A 19,233-nucleotide genomic window follows, 5' to 3' on the forward strand; every position below is an offset into this window, starting at 1 on the left:
TTTCCTTTCAGCCGCAAATCTACGAATTTCCCCGTCGAAGAAGGCGCTAAAAAAGAAATCCCCCCAAACGATTATTGTACTCGACCGCTCATTCGTACATTTTTGCCAGTACGTTTTAGTAAATCATCCCCCAAATCTTCGCGGGCTTCTTCGGCTACTTTTTGGAGTTCAGCCAAAATTTCTGGATAAATTTCTTTTACGTCATAACGCTCGGCGGGGTCGCGGCGGAGGTCGTAGAGTGCCAGCGGAAAAGGCGTGTTTTCGGGAGCTTTTCCTGGGAATCCGTCATTGCCGGGAATTTGCCCTTCGTAGGTACGGCCTTCGTGCGGTAAGACCAGCTTCCAGTCATCGCGGCGAACGGCCTCAAGGTTGTTGCGGCGGTAGTAATAGTAAAAATATTTGCGTGGTGTTGCTTCCATATCGCCCTTCAAAAGCGGTAAAATATCAACGCCGTCGATTTTCTTAGCGGGAAGCTTGGTGCCGCAAATGGTAGCAATGGTTGGCAATAAATCAATGGTGGAGGTCAGCTTGTTACACACCAATCCTTCGGGCGTTACACCTTTCCAACGCACGATGCACGGCACACGTTGCCCGCCTTCAAAGCTATTACCTTTTCCTTCTCGTAAGCCGCCCGACGAACCGGCATGGTTGCCGTAGTTAAGCCAAGGGCCATTATCGCTCGTAAAAATGACGACGGTGTTTTTATCCAGTCCGTTTTCTTTGAGGGCTTTCATAATTTCTCCCACCGACCAGTCGATTTCCATCAGCACATCGCCGTAGGTGCCTTGCTTGCTTTTTCCTTTAAACTTGGCCGATGCCGCAATGGGTACGTGGGGCATGGAGTGGGGCAAATACACGAAAAACGGGCTTTTTTTGTGCTGCTTGATAAAATTCACGGCTCGCTCGGTGTAGATTCCCGTGAGTTTGGCTTGGTCATCGAGGGTTTTGATTTCCTGAAGGGTATCATTGTTGTGCAATAAGGGCAAGAACGGAAAGTTTTTTTTGCGGTTATCGGAGGTGTTGGTGATGGCGGTTCCGTCATAATGCACTGGCCACATATCGTTGGAGTAGGGAAGGCCTACGTACTCATCAAAGCCTTGTTTGTTAGGTAAAAACTCGGGACGGTCGCCCAAATGCCATTTTCCAAACATCCCCGTGGCATAGCCTTTTTCTTTCAGTAGTTCAGCAATTGTAGTTTCATCTGGATTCAAGCCCACTTTTGCGTTCGGAAATAAAGCACCCGAAATACCCACACGATTAGGATAGCAACCCGTCATCAAAGCGGCGCGTGAAGCGCTGCAAACGGCTTGGGCGGCCAAAAAATTGGTAAATCGAACGCCTTCGCCCGCCAGTTTGTCGAGATTGGGCGTGCGGTATTGGAGTGCGCCGTAGCAACTCAAATCGCCGTAGCCCAGATCATCCATAAAAATCAAAATGATATTGGGTTGCCCCGCTTTCGGTGCTTTTTCTGCGGGCAGGAGTTGAAACGCCGAAATAATCGAAACGATAAAAAGGCTAAGGACAAAGGCAGTTGTTTTTTTCATGATTGGAGGATGGTCATTCAGCGTGTTACTTCTTTGCTTCAAATTTGGGGTCTACAAACTCCCATTCCTGCAAGTGTGACGGGCGGTGTTCGCGTTTAACGATGGCGTCAAATTGCGGAATAAGTTCAGGATGCTGGGCCGCCACGTTGGTTTGTTCGCTTTCATCGGTTGCCAAATCGTATACTTCCCACACGGCGTTAGGGTTGGTCTTCATGTTGCGTTTTACACCTTTCCAGTTGCCGATTCGGATGGCTAGTTGACCACCGTTTTCGGGGAATTCAAAATATAGGAAGTCGTGTTTTTTTTGCGTTCCCTTCTTGAGCAATGTAGGTAAAAACGAAATACCGTCGGTGGCGGTGGCGGGTTTGATACCGACCAATTCGGCGCAGGTGGCGAGTACGTCGTATTGCGCTGATATGTGGTCGGTGGTCTGGCCTGCTTTGATTTTATTTTTCCAATACGCAATCATCGGCATTCGGATACCACCTTCGTACACGTCTCTTTTTACTCCGCGCAGGTTACCGTTACTTGCAAAAAAACGGGTATCTACGGCTTTATCAAACGTAGCACCGTTGTCGCTTGAGAACATGATGATGGTATTCTCTTCCAAACCAGATTTTTTCAGTAAGTCCCAAATAATACCCACTTGTTTGTCCAAATACGAGATCATTGCCGCATAAGTTGCATACTGATAACGCGTTGATGCATAGCCGTGTTGGCCGCGATAGGGTTTGTCTTCAAATTGCCCAATGTACTCCTTTACCGCCTCGGCGGGTGCCTGCAACGAAAGGTGCGGCAGTGTGTAAGGCAGGTATAAAAAGAAAGGTTTGTTCTTGTTTTCGGTGATGAAGGCGCTTGCCTGCTCGGTCATTTTGTCAATCGCGTATTCCTTTCCAGTGTAGTACTCATAGTTTTCATCGCCTTCAGCCATGGGTTTATGAACCCGGATAAATGAATTGTTCAACGGCACTTTCTCTCCATTTTTCCAAAGGTGAGTGGGATAAAAGTTGTGAGATTGTTTCTGACAAAGTAAGCCGTAAAAAAAATCAAAGCCCTGTTGATTAGGATTGCCAGTGGTATTGGCCATCCCCATGCCCCATTTTCCCACGGCACCCGTTTTGTAGCCTGCCTGTTGAAAGAGGTGTCCCAGCGTAAAAGCTCCTTCGTTGAGGGGCATTTGCCCGCCTTCTTTATCGTCTTCAAAACCGCCCAGTTCGTAATTTCCGCGAATATACGTATGTCCAGTATGACGCCCCGTCATGAGACCGCAGCGGGAGGGTGCACAAACGGGAGCGGATGAATAATGTTGGGTAAAACGCATCCCCCCCGCTGCCAAGCGGTCGAGGTTGGGTGTTTTAATCTTTTTTTGCCCATAACAGCCTAGTTCACCATATCCCAAATCGTCGGCAAAGATGTAGATGACATTGGGCTTGGGGCTTGATTTTTGGGCAAAGAGTAAAGCAGAAAATAAAAATATGGGCAGGAATAGGAGTCGTTGCATAATGATATTTTAGTTTAACCGCGGGGGTAAGTATGTTCTTACCCCCGACGGTTATAAAACAAAAATGGGTGGAGATACTACTTTTTGTTGTGCTAAAATTACCAACCTGCGTTTTGGGTCAGCTCTGGATTTAGTTCACGCTCTTTTTGTGGAATGGGCCACAAATAATGTTTGGCGGGGTCAAAAACCCGTGTAAAAGACGCAATCTGAATGGTCTTCAGCTGGGCACCGTCTACGTAAGTCATGCCGTATACATCGCCGACCATCACTTTCTCAGCGATTTTCCAACGACGAATATCGTACAGCCGCAGCCCTTCAAAGGCCAATTCTAACGTACGCTCTTTACGTACTGCTTCGCGAAGTTGCGCTTGAGTAAGGCCCGTTTCTAACGCTGGAAGTTTGACATCCGCACGTTGACGAACTTGGTTGATGGCATCGTATACGCTCGCATCGATTTGATTTAGCTCGATTTTCGCTTCGGCGTAGGTCAACAAAACTTCGGCGTAGCGGAGCAGAATAAGATTGATGCCGCAATTGCCACCCGTGGCCAAATCTTCTTTGTTGATGTATTTTTTCAACACAAATCCCGTTGAGGTAGCCAAATAGGTGTTGCCAACGGCGTCGGCGGTGCCGCTTGTGGGGCGGGAGTCGAATTTTTTACCGTCGGGAAGGTCATCGCCAACCACAAAAATAGAAGCGCGCAGGCGCGGGTCACGGTTGGCATAAGGGTTTTTGGGGTCAAAGCCGCTTGTTGGGTCGGTGATTTCTTTGCCGTTGGCCATCGGATACGCATCTACGAGCGCTTTTGTGGGCACGTAGGTGTTGTTGGCAGTGCGTTGGCTGTAAGGTCCCATGTTGGCAAACACGTTGTTGGAATAGGTATCCTTGATGAATTGTTTGTCCAAAATCACCTCCGAATTGTTTTCGGCCGCGTACGAAAATAAATTGGCATAGCTCGGATAAATCGAGTAGGTTTTGGATTCAATGACGGCTTTGGCGGCATCGGCCGCTTCCTGATAGCGCCCTGCGTATAAGGCAGCGCGGGCTTTGAGGGCAAGGGCAGCACCTTTAGTTACGCGTCCTTTTTCGGTCTGAACGGCGGGCAAATCGTTGGCAGCTTCGGTGAGTTCTTTCAGCACAAAATCCCAAATTTGGGCCGAGGGCGTCCGTTTTAATGCCCGACCTTCATCAATGCCAATGCTTGTAGTGACCAATGGCACATCCCCAAACATCGCCACCAATTTAATGTATTGATAGGCGCGCAGGGTGCGTGCTTCGCCTTTTAGGCGGGCAATAAAAGCGGTGTTTGTCGTTTCGACGGTACCAATGTTTCCCAAAAAATCATTGGCCAAGCGGATGCCTCGGTAAGCACTTGTCCACTCGGTTTGGGGGCGAGAGTTGAGGGCGTCGTGGATGCCCTTTTCAATGTTGGATTCCACCTGAAATACCTGATTTACGTGGGCAATATCGGTGACACCGTCAATGGCAAAAATGTTGACTCCGTCCAATGAGGGGTATAAACCATTGGAAGCCAGCGTAGCATCTTTTTCGGTTTTCCAAAAAATATCGGATGATATACGGTCATTGGGGACTGTTTCAAGCAGGTCTTTTTCGCAGCTGGTAAGCAACCCAATGGTTAAAAGAGCTGGAAGGATATGTTTGATATTCATTGTTTTAAGACAGTTTGAGTTTTTGATGAATGTTTGGAAGGTAAATCCAAACAAGCTTAAAATTGGACATTCAATCCGATGGTTGTCAACGAGGTTTGTGGATAATACGTGGCCCGTCCTGACTCGGCTTCGGGGTCGAGATTCCATTCGTTCAGCTTAGAGAATGTCAGCAGGTTGGTGCCGCTCACGTAAACCGTGGCGCGGTTGGCTTTGACTTTTTCCAGAATTCCCTTTGGCAGACTGTACGACAACTGAATGGTTTTGAGGCGGAAATATGACCCGTCAATAATCATTCGGTCGGAGGTAGATACATTGCGTAAATCCAACTTTACAGGACGAGGAAAACGGGCGTTGGGGTTTTCGGGGGTCCAGTAATTATCAGTATATATTTTATGCGTAAAGCCTTCGTAATTTCCCATTTCGGCCAAGGCCCCCGCTAAACGGGTATCAACATCGGCGGCACCCTGCCATTGGGTAAAGAGGTTGAAATTTTTGTAGCTGAAATTGGTATTTAGCCCAAAAGTATAACGAGGAAAGGTGAGTCCGATGAAGGTCATATCGTCGCTGTTGATTTTTCCATCATTGTTCAAATCTACGTATTTAACATCGCCTGGTTTGGCATTTGATACGATGGTGGGATAGGCCTTGATTTCATCGGTTGTTTGAAACAAACCGTCGGTTTTATAACCCCAATGGGCATTGTAAGGCAGACCTTCTTTAATGATGTAGCGGGGGTCGATGTCGGAGCCCGAAATATAAGGGCCAGTTTTGGCGAGGTCAATCACCTTGTTTTCGTTTTGGGCAAAGTTCAGCCCGAAATCATACGCAAAACCGCTTTTGGTTTTATTGCGGAAATTAAGTCCTAATTCAATGCCTTTGTTGCCTACTTTACCCGCGTTTTGCGGCGGTGCGTTCAATCCTACAGTTGTTGGAATGGGTAGGTTGAGTAAGATTCCGTCCGTAAGTTTGTCGTAATAATCAAATGTAAAACTCAGGCGATTGCTCCAAAGTTGCGCATCCAAGCCGATGTCGGTTTGCGTGGTGGTTTCCCAAGTGAGGCCAGGGTTGGCCAGATTGGATTGGACGTAGCCCTGAACCACACTGCCGCCAAAGGTGTACGTAGAGGAATTGAGGGTTTGGAAATAGCTGTAAAGACCCACGGCTTGGTTTCCTGTTTTTCCCCACGAGCCGCGTAGTTTCAACTCACTGACGATGTTTTTAAAGGCATCGAAGAATTTTTCTTCAGATATTCGCCAACCTGCTGAAAATGAGGGAAAAAAGCTGTACACTTTGTCGCCAGTGAAGCGAGATGAGCCGTCGTAACGGGCGTTGGCTTCAAAGAGGTACTTGTCGGCAAAGGCGTAATTGGCGCGTCCGAAAAACGAGCGCAGGCCCCACTGTGAGTCACTGCCGCCGTTGTTTTTATTGTTGTCTGAACCTGCCCCGATGGATTGAACATCGTTGTTATAAAAATCTTCGCGGTAGGCATTGATGATGTTGTATTTGTTCTGAATCTCGGAGTATCCAACGAGCGCTTTCACGTCATGTTGGCCAAAAGTATTACTGTAACCCAACAAATTGTTGAGGGTAGTTTCGCGGATATTACTTCGGATTTCGGTTAAGCTACTCCGGGGAATGGTTTTTCTTACGAGCGAAGTATTGAAGTAATCGGTCACTGTGTACGCATTTGAGTAGTTTTTGTTTTGCTCAAAAGTATAACGAACGGCGTACTGCGTGCTGAATTTTAGGTTAGGAATAATCTCCCATTCGGCCTTGGCGCTACCAAAGAGATAGTCCTGAATGTTTTTGGAAAGTCCCGCGATTTCGGCGTACATCAACGGGTTATTGCCTTGGGCACTCAGGCCGTAGGTGCCGTTGGGGTATTTGGGAACGGCCCAAAGCGAACCGTGAAACATGGTATTAAAAACGTTGAATTCGCTGACGGGGGTTTGCCAGTTGTTGTTGCGGTAATTGATATCCATGCTCGCGTTTAAGCGGCTCGAAATTTTAAAATCGGTATTGGCGCGGATTTCTCGAATATCGCTGTCAAAATTGGGCGCAATTCCTCCCTGCTTTTGATAACGTACCCCAACACGCCCTCTGAAAACATCGTTTCCGCCACTCACTGAGAGGTTGTGGTTCATCTGCGGCGCCGAGCGTAAAACCGTGTTAAACCATGTGTTGGGCAAGGGGAATTTTAAGCGGTCGGTTGCGTTGACATATTCGTTGATCTGCGCTTCCGTAAATTTTGCGGCAGCCCCCGAATTGATGTAAGCGATATTTTGTAAACGCATATACGGCTCCAAATCCATCATTTCGGGTTTGTTGATGGCTTGCTGAATGGCATAATAACCGCTGTAATCCACGACAGCTTTGCCTGATTTGGCGCGTTTTGTGGTGACCAATACAACACCATTGGCCGCACGTGAACCGTAAATTGCGGTAGATGAGGCATCTTTTAAGACTGAAATACTTTCAACATCGTCTAAGTTGATAGTGTTGAAGGGTTGTTCTATGCCGTCTACGATGAAAAGAGGGTCGTTGGAACTGAGTGTAGTGATACCGCGTACCCGAACGGTGGCGCGGGAATTAGGCCCTGGTGAGCCGCCACGGTCCAAAATCGTTACACCGGGAGCAATTCCCTGCAAGGCTTGATTGGCATTGGACACTGGCCGGCGGGTGAGTTGCTCACTTTTTACTTCGGCAACCGCCCCCGTCAAGCTTGTTCTTTTTTGGGTTCCGTAACCTACCACCACTACTTCACTCAGGGCTTTGGTGTCGGTGCCCAAGGTGACATCAATGGTGGTGCGATTGCCAACGGCGATTTCCTGGGGCAAATACCCTACGTAACTGAAAACCAAAACGGCGTTGTTGTCTGGAACGCTGATTTGGTAGCTTCCGTTTCCGTCGGTTGTGGTTCCACGGTTGGTGCCTTTGAGAAGAATGCTCACGCCGGGTAGAGGCAAACCGCTTTCGTCGGCTACTTTTCCAGAAATTTTGATTTCCAAAGGAGCCGTAAGGCCGCCAGTGGGAATGGTAACGCGATTGAGAATTAAATTCAAACTTGCTGATTCGTTTGAAGAGTTTCCTGGAGCAGTGATATTGAGCCGCTCTGGCGTTGTTTCGTTGGGCGCGGGGTTACTAGAGGTAGATTTAGCTTTTAAGCTGCGAATAATATAGGTATTGCGCACTTTTTTGTACGTCAACCCAGCGGGGCGCAGCGTACTTTCAAGCACCTCTTCGAGGTTTCCTGAAATGGTCTCTGTGGGAATGCTACGATTGGGGATTTCATCGGTTTTGTAAACGAAGTGAATCCCAAAACGGGTTTCGATGTCGCGAAGGGCATCTTTTAGTAACAGCGTTGGTTTTTGGTCGCTCTTACTCTGGTTTTGTCGGGTCGGAAAATTAGCGGCAAATACCTGAGCATTTGCAATGCTAAAAAATCCTGTTATTCCACCGATTAAAAAGGTTAATAGAATTTGTCTTAACATAACACTGGAGGGGTTTGATTTACTTAATGATTAGTTTATGATTTGTGATGACACAATTTGCTTTCAATAAATCCGAGAGGATTTCACTGACTTCTTCGAGGCTTCCTGTCGGAATGGTTCCCGAAATTTTTTCATTGGCGAGGGATGGAGTTTCAAAAACTACCTCAATACCAAAGCTATCTTCGATACGCAGAGCTACGTCGCTCATTGCTTCGCCTTCCAGTAGCCAGACTTTTTCTTTCCAAGAACTATAGCGTTCTACAGGTACTTTACGTTGGGCTAATTGCTTTGTTGAGTGGCTAAATTCAACCATCTCTCCAGGTTGCAATATGGCAGACTGTTTGGCTGATTTGATTTGTACCTTGCCCGATTGGAGCACCACTTTGGTCGTGTTTCTTCGGTCCGAAACATTGAATTCAGTGCCGAGCACATCTACCTCTAAGCCCTCAACATGAACTCGAAATTTGGTATGATTGGCAGTGTGTTTTACCGAAAAGAAGGCCTCTCCTTTCAGCCACACTTCACGGACAGGCTGCTCGCTGAAATTCTGAGCAAAAGAAATGGAAGAATTTGCATTCAGGTTTACAACGGAGCCGTCGGGAAGCGTTACTTGGCGTGTTTGCCCAAAGGAGGTTGTATACTCGGTCGCTTGGTTCAAGTATTGCCAAAAAACGATGGTTCCGAGCATCAAAATCACCGCCGCCGCGGCCATCCAGCGGGTACGGTTAAAGAAAGACTGACGAAGCGGAAGTATTGGGGTTTCTGAAACAAAGAGTGGTTGGCCGATGCTGCTTTCAAGGCGCTTTTTTAGAGCAATAACCTTCGTTTCTGCCAAGGTAGGTAGTTGGAAATGAAGTACTTCAATGAGTCGACGAGCTTCCTCGATAGATGTTTGTTTTTCGGGATTTGTCGTTAAAAACTGTTCCCAAAACAAATTTGCTTCCTGCGAAGGATTCAACACCCATTGCTGAAAAAACTCATCTGATGCCAACTGATTGGCATCAAATAACTCATATTTATTCAGTGATTCCGACATGCTTCCTAGTGATGTATAATCAATAGAGAAAGCAAGGCGCCGGATTACCTCTTTATTTTTGTGATTTTTTTAAAAATTTTTGAACCCTACAATGAAAACCAAAAAAATGAAGTCAAAAACCCAGTTGTCACGAAGTTGAGAGAGGGCTTTGTAGATTAAATTGTATACGGAATGACGCGTTAAAGACATGAGTTCCGCAATTTCGTCGTAACTCAAATTGTCGTAAAAACGCAACAGTAACGCTTCTTGTTGGCGTTTGGGAAGCAATGCAATTTGTTGAGCAAGTTGGTGTTGCTGATGCCGGTCTATTTCCTGCGACACAATAAACAGTTCTGCCGATTCAACATATTCATGAAGGTATTCCTGATTTTCACTGAGTTCGGTATGGCGCGCTTGCCGGTTTAAATATTTTAAGAGCTTAGTTTTGAGCGATTTGAATAGATAAAACTGAATATTAGACGTTTCTACGTCGCTCAATGTAGCGCGGTAATTCCAAATATCTTCAAAAACATCATGAATAGCGTCTGTTAAGAGTTCTTCATCCTGGCAGTGGCGTTTACCAAATTTATAAAGTAGCTGAACATAGGCGTCGTACAATTCACCCAACGCGTAGCTGTCACCGGCTTTTAGCCGTGCCCATGCCGTAGCGGTTATTTTTGAGTGTTGTTCAGCGTGCATCTTAGGACCAGCTTACGGATAATTATTCTATATCTTCGGAAACAAAAATAGAATATATAAACAATAGATTAAATTAGTTTTTAAAAATTTTATAATATTGCTAAAAAAGTACAAAAAAATCTAAACAAATGGAAAATAATAAGGCGGCCGCTTCGGGAGTGGCCGCCTTGGGGGAATGAACGGATAAATACTTTTATTTCAAGCCCAATAAGAATCCGATGGTAAAGTTGGCATCCCAGTCAAAAACGAATTGCTTACAACCCGTAGCATCGGCGATGGCCTTATAAATGTTGCCGCCTGCCTTGGCTTTGGCTTTGTCGAGTTTATAGGCTTCGGCGGGTTTCAAAACGGTATATCTTTCTTTGCCATTTCGTACTTCTTTGGCCAAGTCGTAAGGAACGCCCCCGATGATAAAACAGATTTCTCTTTTTGAGGAAGGGACTTGTTTTGCTTTAGCGCCCACTTCATCATAAACGACATCGTCACTTGTGCCTTTTTCGTAATATTTGGCTCCAGAAGCTTCTAAACTTTTAATCCCTGAGTCGGTCGTCCAAGCAATTTTGGTGTTGCCCGAGCCGATGTCAGCGAAGAAACCACGACCGCTAAACGACGGTGGCAAGGCGCATTTGAGCCCCAAGGTTCCTTCTTGCTCCGCGGTTACGGTATTGACCATGTATCCCATATCTTTCAATACTTTGATAATTTTTTGGGTTACATCCGCTTTTACGGCTCCAGAGCTTACCACAAAGTGAATGTCTTTGCCGCTCACGCCGTGGTCAATCATATTACCGATATATTTCTTTAGACCCACCCGGATGTCGTAATCAGAGGCCATATTTTCGATAACCATGCTGTTGCCAAATTCCGCTTTTTCGAGCTTCCAGTTTTTGTCTTTGTCGATATTTACCACAAACGAATTGAAACCGCTGGCGCCCAATTCGACGACTCCTTTCAGTTTACCGTCAACGGGCTCAGGAGCAGTGTACGAAAAAGCGGAGGTTTCCGAAGCAGCCGTTGATGATTCGCTGCTTGCGGTGTTGTCGTCAGAGGCCACATTTTCATTGGCGGCACTTGCGGGGCCTCCTTCGGGAGTTGTGGAGTTGATGGAGGTTTCATTTGTTGCTTTGTTGGGATCGGGTCCAAAGAAATAATACCCCGCCCCAAGCGCCCCTGCGATTAGCAGAATCAAGGCTATTTTTCCTGCTCCTGTAAGATTCATAGTGTTTGATTGGTTTTGTTTTAGGTAAAAATAAGTGGTTAATGACTAAGAAATATATTGTTTGATGCCGTTTTCGATGAGCGAAATTTCGTTGGCTACGCCCTCTTTGGCGGTTACGGTTGCCTGAATTTTTTGTTCAATTTCGACAAATTTATCATTGAACTTTCCTTCAATGCCGTTCAGTGCCGTCAATTTCTCGGCTTGGGCTTTTTCCAAATCGGCGATTTGTTGCTTCAATTTACCGAGTTGCTGCTCAATATTGGCTACTTCGTTGTTCAGCTGTTTTTGTTCGTTGCTTTTTTCGACGTTGAGGGCTGCTTTTTTTTGCTCGCCCGCACTGACCGTCGCTTCAAAAGCCTTTTGGAGTTCGCTTTTATAAAAGTTGGCCGACTCCAATAAAAACTGTTGGTTACAGTTGGGATTCAACAATTTAGCGCCTTCATAGGCGGTTTTAAAATGCTCCACCGAAGGGTTTGTACTGGTACGGAGCAACATCAACGAAAATTCGTAGAAATCAAAACCCGGCTGATTCTTTTCTTCCAATATTTTCCGAAAACGATTCCGTAAATCATCCACAAAATCGCTCGAAGCAGGGGGTGTTGAAGCCAATGTGCTTGTGCTCGTCGCGGGGGCGGTCGTTTTACTCGTCGATGTCGCGGGTTGAGCAGGAGCGGGCGTTGACGCTGGTTTTTCCTCCGTTTTTGTTTCGTCAATGACCACAAAAATGCCCGCTAAATCGCGTAGCCATCCACCCATTTTACTTTTTTGAGGTTCTTCTGCCACAGTTGTGTATGTTTGAAAAGTTAAGAATTGGAGTGTATGTTGCGGAAAGTTATAAAAACCCCCGTAAACATAGTGTAAAGGTAGAGAAGAAATTATTTGCAGGTACGGTAGGACTAGAAGAGCGGTTTAAATTGAGGCCCACCAAGGAGAATTTTAGGATGAGCTGTCTTTTAAGTGCTTTGAAGCAAGATGTACTCTTTTTAGTCTGATTAAGACTGTTGCTAAACCATGATTAAATTAAACAAACTCGTTTACGCTTTCGGCGTGCTTGTGCTATTTTCTAAAATTGCGTTGGGCCAAGCGGTACGGCCCAATGTCATCATTATCTACGCCGACGATTTGGGTTACGGTGATGTAAGTTGCTACGGAGCCAAAAAAGTAGCTACGCCCAACATTGATAAACTAGCCAAAGCAGGCATACGCTTTACCAATGCCCACACGACTTCAGCTACCTGCACGCCGTCGCGTTACTCAATGCTGACTGGTGAATACGCTTGGCGCAAGCCGGGCACGGGCGTAGCCACGGGCGACGCCTCCGCGCTGATTCTGCCTGGACGCAGTACGTTGCCGCTGGTTTTTCAGAAGGCAGGCTACAAAACGGGCGTGGTAGGTAAGTGGCATTTGGGCCTCGGGCCGCAGGGTGGGCCCGATTGGAATGGCGAAATCAAACCGAGCCCGTTGGATATTGGTTTTGATGAGTCGTTTATTATGGCTGCTACTGGCGACCGCGTGCCGTGTGTCTACGTTGAAAACCGTCGGGTGGTAAATCTTGACCCTGCCGACCCAATCAAGGTAAGTTTTAAGGAACCCATCGGCAATGAACCCACGGGGCGCGCCAATCCTGAATTGTTGAAAATGAAACATTCGCACGGGCATGATTTTACGATTATCAACGGCATCGGTCGCATTGGCTACATGACGGGTGGGAAATCAGCGCGGTGGAAGGATGAAGACATGGCCGATATTTTTACCGAAAAAGCCGTTTCGTTCATCGAAAAACACCAAGCCGAGCCTTTCTTTTTGTATTTCTCTACCCAAGATATTCACGTACCGCGCGTACCCCATGAGCGTTTCACGGGCAAAAGCGGTATGGGACCGCGCGGCGACGTTATTTTGCAATTGGACTGGACGGTGGGCGAAGTGATGAAAACGTTGGACAAACTGAAGCTGACCCATAACACCCTCGTCATTTTCTCCAGCGATAATGGCCCCGTGGTAGATGATGGCTACCACGACCAAGCCGTTGAGTTGCTCAATGGACATACGCCCGCGGGGGCATTGCGCGGTGGCAAATACAGCGCTTTTGATGCGGGTACGCGCGTGCCGTTCATTGTGCGTTGGCCGGGACAAGTAAAAGCGGGAGTTTCCAATGCGTTGGTGAGCCAAGTAGACTTATTGGCTTCTTTTGCGGCATTGACGGGGCAAAAATTTGACGCAACCACAGCCCCCGACACCAAAGATTACTTGTCGGCTTTTTTGGGTAAAGACAAAAAGGGGCGTGATTATTTGATAGAACATGCGGGTACTTTTTCCATTATCAAAGGCGACTGGAAATACATTGAGCCGAGCAAAGGCCAAAAAATGAGCGTTCAGACCAATACTGAGCTTGGCAATGACCCGCAGCCGCAGCTATATAATCTGGCCAAAGACATTGGGGAGAAAAATAATCTGGCTGAGGCTAATCCTGAGAAATTGAAGGAGTTACAGGTGGAATTGCAGGAAGTGAAGGAGAAGAAGAGATAATTAAATTGGGTAATTAAATCTACATTTTTTTCAATAAAAGAAGTAATTGGTAGAATTTTTGGCAATTTTTTGCCCAAAATGAGGCATAAAAGCCATCTGTTTATGCGTCAAAAACAGATAAAACAACAAAAGCCGACCTCTTTCGAAGTCGGCTTTGTTATTGGAAACCTTAGTCATTAAACTTTAATCGCAATATCAACTGTAGCGTATCTGAGGAAATACTACACTTTATATCATTGCCTTCATTTGTTTTATATAAAACTGATATTGCCTATCAATTTCCTTTGAAGCTTGCATTTGATCAATGTAAAAAGTATTTTTTTTAGCTTCTGGATAATCTTTTAATGCTTTTTCCATATTACGTGTATTTTCTTCCTTTTGGCGGATTGCTTCTTCACTAGCACTTAAAGCTAACTTTACTGTAGATATAAGCTTTTGTTTTGGCCAATGATTTTTTAATTTTTTAAAACCATGGTAAAAAAATGCAGGACTTATATTTTGCTCTTGAGCAAGTATATCTATATAATACCCTAATGCATCAAGCGCATCATCAGAATTATCTTTTAGTATATCGGTCTTTGCTATTACTGAAAGTGCACAAAATTGCCGTAAATATGAGTAGTCAGCATCCTCCTTATTTTGATCTAGAAAAGGCCTTATTTTTTCATCCGCCTCTTTCCATAATAATTTAGTACTATAATCAGGACGTTTCTGGCTATTCATAAAAGGAAGCAATACACCACTTTTATATATTTTTGTCATAAAAGACATATATTGCTCTTTCTCTAACTCTTTTCCATGAGAGTTAATTTTCATTAATTTCGTCAAATCATCTTCCTCAAATGCAATTCTTAAAGATTGCGCACTTGATTTATTTATAGAACTATTAGTTGAAGTTTTCTCGATTCCGTTGGGATGGCATGCAACTACAATAACAGACATGATAAAAAAATAAATTGCAGTTTTCATAGTTAAATTGTTTAATGGTTCAAACTAAAGTGGAGGAGGAATACAGCCCGGACAATGAAGGTTTAAGATTGATGGATCAACATAATCAGGTCTAAAACCTAAGCTTATTCCATTTGAGTTATAAACGTAAGAATTAAAAGTTACCATGGCGAATTCACGGCAGCAGGGTAAAAGATCTGATTGCATCCAACAATGTTGAAAATATGCTCCAGGTATTGGTTCAAATGGAATTTTACAGCAACATTGCATTAATAAACCTGTTACCTGCGCTCCAACGCTATTACATGTTAGTAGTACGATAACTAAAAAAACTTTAATTTTTTCATGATTGGTTTTAGTGTTTTAGTGTAAAAAAATAATGACAACGGCTTTATTGCATGGATTAAGCCCTGCTATGATAAATAACCGAGGATTGGGGAGTTTGATTGAGGCAGCTATTTACTCCTCAATCAAAGTTTTTAGCTTTTTGAGAAAATAAACATTTTCCTCGTGAGTTTTAATCATCTTTCCTACTACTTTTTCTGCTCGTGCCAGTTCTTGCGGTGGTAATCCTTTTGTGTTATCGCTAAATCTTTGCTTTATCTGCGTGATTGGTTCTTCCATTCGACTTACTTCAGCCAGTGTACGGTCATAGGTTATCTGAGCGTATTCTTTGATTTTGTCTTTGGACCAGTAGCTTTTCAATTGATTGATTCCCAAATAAATGTGCCCGGAGTGTACTCCTTTGTTTTTTAGTAGTATTTCGGTATAGAAAGCAATTCTTTCTAATGACTTCTGGTCTGACTTAAGAAGAAGCCCAAAATCCTTCAAGATAATTTGTGCAAGATGTTCTTCAAATACAAATTTACTCTCTCCATCATTGAAGGAATGATAGTTTGCTTGAAAAAGCGAATCCATTTGCTCCCAGGATTTTTGTTTTTTTGCCTTCTCTATATCCTCTTCCATGACAGGAATTCCTTTGTCTCTCAACTCGGAAAGCGTACCGACTGAAACGGGGTGTCCATCTCGGGGAGGGATAGAATAAGTTAATAAATCAATCTCGGCCCCTTCACGTGTACTTTTATCTTTTTGGGCATTTTGGGAGTAGCTTACAGGCTCCTTGCAAGAGACCTGCACTAATGAAAGAAAAAACAAAAAAATCAGATTGTACTTCATAGCTTTAGTTTATTTTATTGTTAGATATTATGCAGGAAATCCACAACATTTTCCTTTTGCAAAACTTCCTGATGTATATTCCCAATATTGTAAAGTACCATATTTATAATACGCTACAGTACCAAGCTCCATTGGAGTACATGTGCAGGCGTCGCCTAAACCAGGCCCACAGCCATAACACCAAATTTCCTGAGTAAAACCCAGACCGTATAAAGGCACTAATGTACAGCAATGCATACTGTTTGCAACCTGCGCGATTGTTGAAAACCCAATTGTGAGTACGAACAATTTCAACATTTTTTTCATAATTTTACACTGGTTTAAATGATTAAATTAATTGTTTAAACTCCCAAGAGAAGCTCCGCACGGTGGCCAAACTGACGCGGGGCTTTCTCATTTTTTGAACTATGCGCAATAGTCAGGGGCAAAATTCTGCAGAATATTTTTATCTCGCCTCCACCCAAAGTTTGATTTTTCTCCACCCTAGGGTTGATTTCTCTTCTCTTTAAAACCAATGTGTGCCATTTTGAGCAAGTAGCGCCGAAAACCTTCTTTTCCTTTTAAACCCAATTTTCGGATGATGTGATTTTTGTGGGTCTTGACAGTAGCGATTGAGCAGCATAGCTCTTCGGCTATTTCAGCATTTGTTTTGCCGCTCATGGCCGCATAAAGAACTTTTAGTTCCTGATGCGTAAGGAGTGTATTGTTACGGAGAAGAAATATTTCCAGTGCATCTAATTCTTCGAAGTATTCGGGTTGTTGTTTGGCTGTCATGTATTTGGTTGTTGTTTATAGAATGTTCTTTTAAACACCAAATCAACTATTTGTCAGTCAACTTTATTTATGAATCCGGGGGATGGGATATCATTCTGACAAACAGCTTTTTTGGCAAGGCTGTCAACATTGTTTATCAGAAAGTAGGGTGGGTGAGATGCGGAAGCCCCGTATTGTCGGTGCGGTAAGAATACGATACGCCTGCGCATAAACTACGCCAAATATACAGTAAGCCTGTGGATGGTTACAAAGGATAATCTAAAAAGTTATCAAACGTTTTTGGGGGCGGCAGGGGCTCATTTTACCCCTAAAACAACAAAAGCCGACTTCGAAAGAAGTCGGCTTTTGTTATGGGAAACCTTAGTCATTAAACTTTAATTTAACATTTTTTGGATGATGCGTTCCCTACCGTCAAAAGGATAGGTAATCAGCTTGCTGTTTGAATCTCCCTTAAAAAAGTATCTGTTTTTAACAAGTTGCCCATTGATATTTTCCCATTTTACCGCCCATCCATTTTCTTCTTCGAGTCTTTTAAAACGGCCTTCTACCAGTGTATCTACGGCTTGCAAGTAGGCCGCAGTAAATTGCGCATTGTACATATACGAGCTGCTGAACAGGACCAGTACGCCATCAATGAAAGTGTATTGTGTAGGAATACAAATACTGCTCTTTATAAAATAGGAACTTTGTTGTTCTTTAATGGCCTCTAAATGAATGGTATATCCTTGGGTGGTGCGTCCGTAGGTCACAAATACAATACCGGTACTGTCGGTAAGAATCTGTTTGAGTTTGGACTCGGCAATGTAATCCTCGAAGAGTTTGAGATGAACACGGTCTTTTACAGTCACCTGAGGGACAGATTGCGCACACACAGGGAGGTGGATTAAAACCCCAAAAAAGAATAACAGGTTGAATTTCATGGTATTGCAAAAGTTTTGGTGCAGCAGGTAGTATCATTTGATGAAAGTGCCATTGTAGATACCACCTTCGATGTGGGTGGTGGCCTCTTTGATGTTTTTGGGCGCAACCACCCGCCGCCCTCTCTTGGGCGTGTAGTACCCTTTGGTGAGCCGAGCAACGGCTTGATGAAATGCCTTGGGATACTGAAAGCCCAACTCAAAGCCCGACCGTATCAGCACCAAAGCCCCGTCGATGAGGGTATAACAGGCAGGAATTACCCGTTTTTTAAACATAGAAGGGGGAGTTTGGCGGATGGCCATCAGATGCATTGGTAGTTCATCAAGAAGTCCACCGGCAGAAAGCACTACGATACCCGAGGTGTCGGGCAAAAAACCTTTGTTTCGTGACTCCTGAATGTAATGCCGGAGTTTTTGTTCGAGTTCGGGATTTTGGAGTGTTATCTGCGGCACGGGCTGAGCAGCTCCCCGCAACACTATCAGCATCAGGAGACTCAAAAAAGCACATTTCATAAAAGGATAATTCATTTGAAAATGAGTTACTGACAGTTTATTTTTTGGGTTTTTGTTATTGATTGGGATCCCGTGCCATTAAACTTTATTATGTTACTACACGATACGATATACTGTTCAAATCCATAATAATGGTTTGCCATGGTATAATCTTGTGGACTTGGTTGGTCATCTAGATAAGGGGCACCAAAAAAAGAGCCATTGCAATAGGGATGGGTATGGATCATTCCCTTAATTCCGTATTGTTGGATAGTGGGATCGTCTGGATTGGTTGAATAGTCATATACAATGATATTTTTTTGCTCGTCTCTAAAGCTTAGAATAACTCTCCCTTGATTATCATAGTATGTAGGCGAAAAGTGAGAAATAGTCGAATTATTTGGAAAAGTAGGTGCGATGATTATCTGATTATCATCGGTCAGAAAACCACTTATTTCTTTGGTAAGCATCGGGCTGTTATCTCTATACCCAATCTGCCACATTCGCTCATAACCCGAGCACTTGTTAGGGATTATTTCATATTTAAAATCATTGGGGAAAAGGCTAATGGAATTAGGAGCTGCTGAAATAGGGATCCAATGGGGTGGGGTGGTTCCTGTATTAATCCCTAAAGATTCCGTATAAACACAAACGTAATTTATATTACTGCAATCCAGCACGGAAACTAGTATTTCCTGCCCTTCGTAAACTGCACCTACATAAGCTGTTCGGCAATTGGGAGCCCAATAGCAAGTAGTATTATTAAGACGTCCATTCTTTTTTGATTTTACATCCTTCAACAAGGAAAATTCTGTAACCCCTGCTATGATTTTGTCATTTTTTATTGAAAAGCCTCCCAATAAATTATTGTCCCAATCTCTAAAGAGCACATAACCGGAAAACTTGCGATTTAGAAGTTCACTTTTGTTTTTCCTATCAAATTGCCATACATACTCAGCAATCACAGCTCTATTGCTCCCGCTTTTATCTTTATAAATCCAAAGTTGCTTGTAACCGGATGGTGTATCTCCCTTTTTATGGTGAACAATTGGTAATGCAACAATTTTTTGAGTTGGACTGAATTGATAATCAAAGGCATAATCCCAGTTGATGCGTCTGTCAAATATTGTGTCTTTTTCTCCTTTTCTGGCATTTTTAATGTGCGTCTGTTCAAACCATGCTTTGGCATCTCCAATTGATAGTTCATTATTATGTACGATAAAATTTTCTGTTTTATCACACGATACCATCCAAAAAAGGA

Annotated in this window: 16 protein-coding genes; 1 reads left to right on the forward strand and 15 read right to left on the reverse strand. The window is 44.2% G+C overall.

All coding sequences use genetic code 11. The annotated features are described in order from the left end of the window. Nucleotides 1–71 precede the first annotated feature (71 nt). The 8 genes from DR864_RS22010 to DR864_RS22045 all read right to left on the reverse strand — a co-directional run bounded on the left by DR864_RS22010 (nt 72) and on the right by DR864_RS22045 (nt 11,922). Nucleotides 72–1,544, reverse strand: coding sequence for a sulfatase family protein (locus DR864_RS22010; protein WP_114070411.1), 1,473 nt, complete (start codon nt 1,542–1,544; stop codon nt 72–74). Nucleotides 1,545–1,569: 25 nt separating this feature from the next. Continuing rightward, nucleotides 1,570–3,045 carry an arylsulfatase gene (locus tag DR864_RS22015; RefSeq protein ID WP_114068999.1) on the reverse strand — a complete coding sequence of 492 codons (1,476 nt, stop codon included), beginning with the start codon at nt 3,043–3,045 and terminating at the stop codon, nt 1,570–1,572. Between the two features lie 98 nt (nt 3,046–3,143). Beyond that, nucleotides 3,144–4,715: a RagB/SusD family nutrient uptake outer membrane protein gene (locus DR864_RS22020; protein ID WP_114070412.1), complete on the reverse strand. Its 1,572-nt coding sequence runs from the start codon at nt 4,713–4,715 to the stop codon at nt 3,144–3,146. A gap of 56 nt (nt 4,716–4,771) precedes the next feature. Then, nucleotides 4,772–8,206, reverse strand: coding sequence for a SusC/RagA family TonB-linked outer membrane protein (locus tag DR864_RS22025; protein WP_114069000.1), 3,435 nt, complete (start codon nt 8,204–8,206; stop codon nt 4,772–4,774). 19 nt (nt 8,207–8,225) lie between these two features. Continuing rightward, a complete protein-coding gene (locus DR864_RS22030) occupies nt 8,226–9,242 on the reverse strand; it encodes a FecR family protein (RefSeq protein ID WP_114069001.1) in 1,017 nt (338 codons plus the stop codon). Between the two features lie 69 nt (nt 9,243–9,311). Continuing rightward, entirely contained in the window at nt 9,312–9,920 is a 609-nt protein-coding gene (locus tag DR864_RS22035) for an RNA polymerase sigma factor (protein WP_114069002.1), read from the reverse strand. 193 nt (nt 9,921–10,113) lie between these two features. Beyond that, the gene (locus tag DR864_RS22040; protein ID WP_114069003.1) at nt 10,114–11,139 is read right to left on the reverse strand and encodes a hypothetical protein; all 1,026 of its coding nucleotides are present in this window, start codon (nt 11,137–11,139) and stop codon (nt 10,114–10,116) included. 45 nt (nt 11,140–11,184) lie between these two features. Further along, nucleotides 11,185–11,922: a hypothetical protein gene (locus DR864_RS22045; RefSeq protein WP_114069004.1), complete on the reverse strand. Its 738-nt coding sequence runs from the start codon at nt 11,920–11,922 to the stop codon at nt 11,185–11,187. Between the two features lie 228 nt (nt 11,923–12,150). Here DR864_RS22045 and DR864_RS22055 point away from each other — a divergent pair, with 228 nt between their 5' ends. Further along, on the forward strand, nt 12,151–13,665 hold the full coding sequence (locus tag DR864_RS22055; RefSeq protein ID WP_114069006.1) for a sulfatase family protein: 1,515 nt from the start codon (nt 12,151–12,153) through the stop codon (nt 13,663–13,665). Nucleotides 13,666–13,893: 228 nt separating this feature from the next. On the opposite strand, the gene DR864_RS22060 is transcribed toward DR864_RS22055, so the two are convergent. From DR864_RS22060 to DR864_RS22085, 7 genes are all read right to left on the reverse strand, one after another. After that, nucleotides 13,894–14,634 carry a hypothetical protein gene (locus DR864_RS22060; RefSeq protein WP_114069007.1) on the reverse strand — a complete coding sequence of 247 codons (741 nt, stop codon included), beginning with the start codon at nt 14,632–14,634 and terminating at the stop codon, nt 13,894–13,896. Nucleotides 14,635–15,072: 438 nt separating this feature from the next. Continuing rightward, nucleotides 15,073–15,789: a hypothetical protein gene (locus DR864_RS22065; RefSeq protein ID WP_114069008.1), complete on the reverse strand. Its 717-nt coding sequence runs from the start codon at nt 15,787–15,789 to the stop codon at nt 15,073–15,075. Nucleotides 15,790–15,816: 27 nt separating this feature from the next. Then, nucleotides 15,817–16,095, reverse strand: coding sequence for a hypothetical protein (locus tag DR864_RS29910; protein ID WP_162794041.1), 279 nt, complete (start codon nt 16,093–16,095; stop codon nt 15,817–15,819). Nucleotides 16,096–16,272: 177 nt separating this feature from the next. Beyond that, nucleotides 16,273–16,563 (reverse strand): response regulator transcription factor, encoded by a 291-nt coding sequence (locus DR864_RS22070; RefSeq protein ID WP_114069009.1) that lies wholly within the window; start codon nt 16,561–16,563, stop codon nt 16,273–16,275. Between the two features lie 374 nt (nt 16,564–16,937). Then, on the reverse strand, nt 16,938–17,483 hold the full coding sequence (locus DR864_RS22075) for a hypothetical protein (RefSeq protein ID WP_114069010.1): 546 nt from the start codon (nt 17,481–17,483) through the stop codon (nt 16,938–16,940). A gap of 33 nt (nt 17,484–17,516) precedes the next feature. After that, the gene (locus tag DR864_RS22080) at nt 17,517–18,008 is read right to left on the reverse strand and encodes a hypothetical protein (RefSeq protein WP_114069011.1); all 492 of its coding nucleotides are present in this window, start codon (nt 18,006–18,008) and stop codon (nt 17,517–17,519) included. Between the two features lie 11 nt (nt 18,009–18,019). Then, entirely contained in the window at nt 18,020–19,222 is a 1,203-nt protein-coding gene (locus DR864_RS22085) for a hypothetical protein (RefSeq protein WP_114069012.1), read from the reverse strand. Between the last annotated feature and the right edge of the window lie 11 nt (nt 19,223–19,233).

The organism is Runella rosea (genome assembly GCF_003325355.1).
GTDB classification, from domain to species: domain Bacteria; phylum Bacteroidota; class Bacteroidia; order Cytophagales; family Spirosomataceae; genus Runella; species Runella rosea.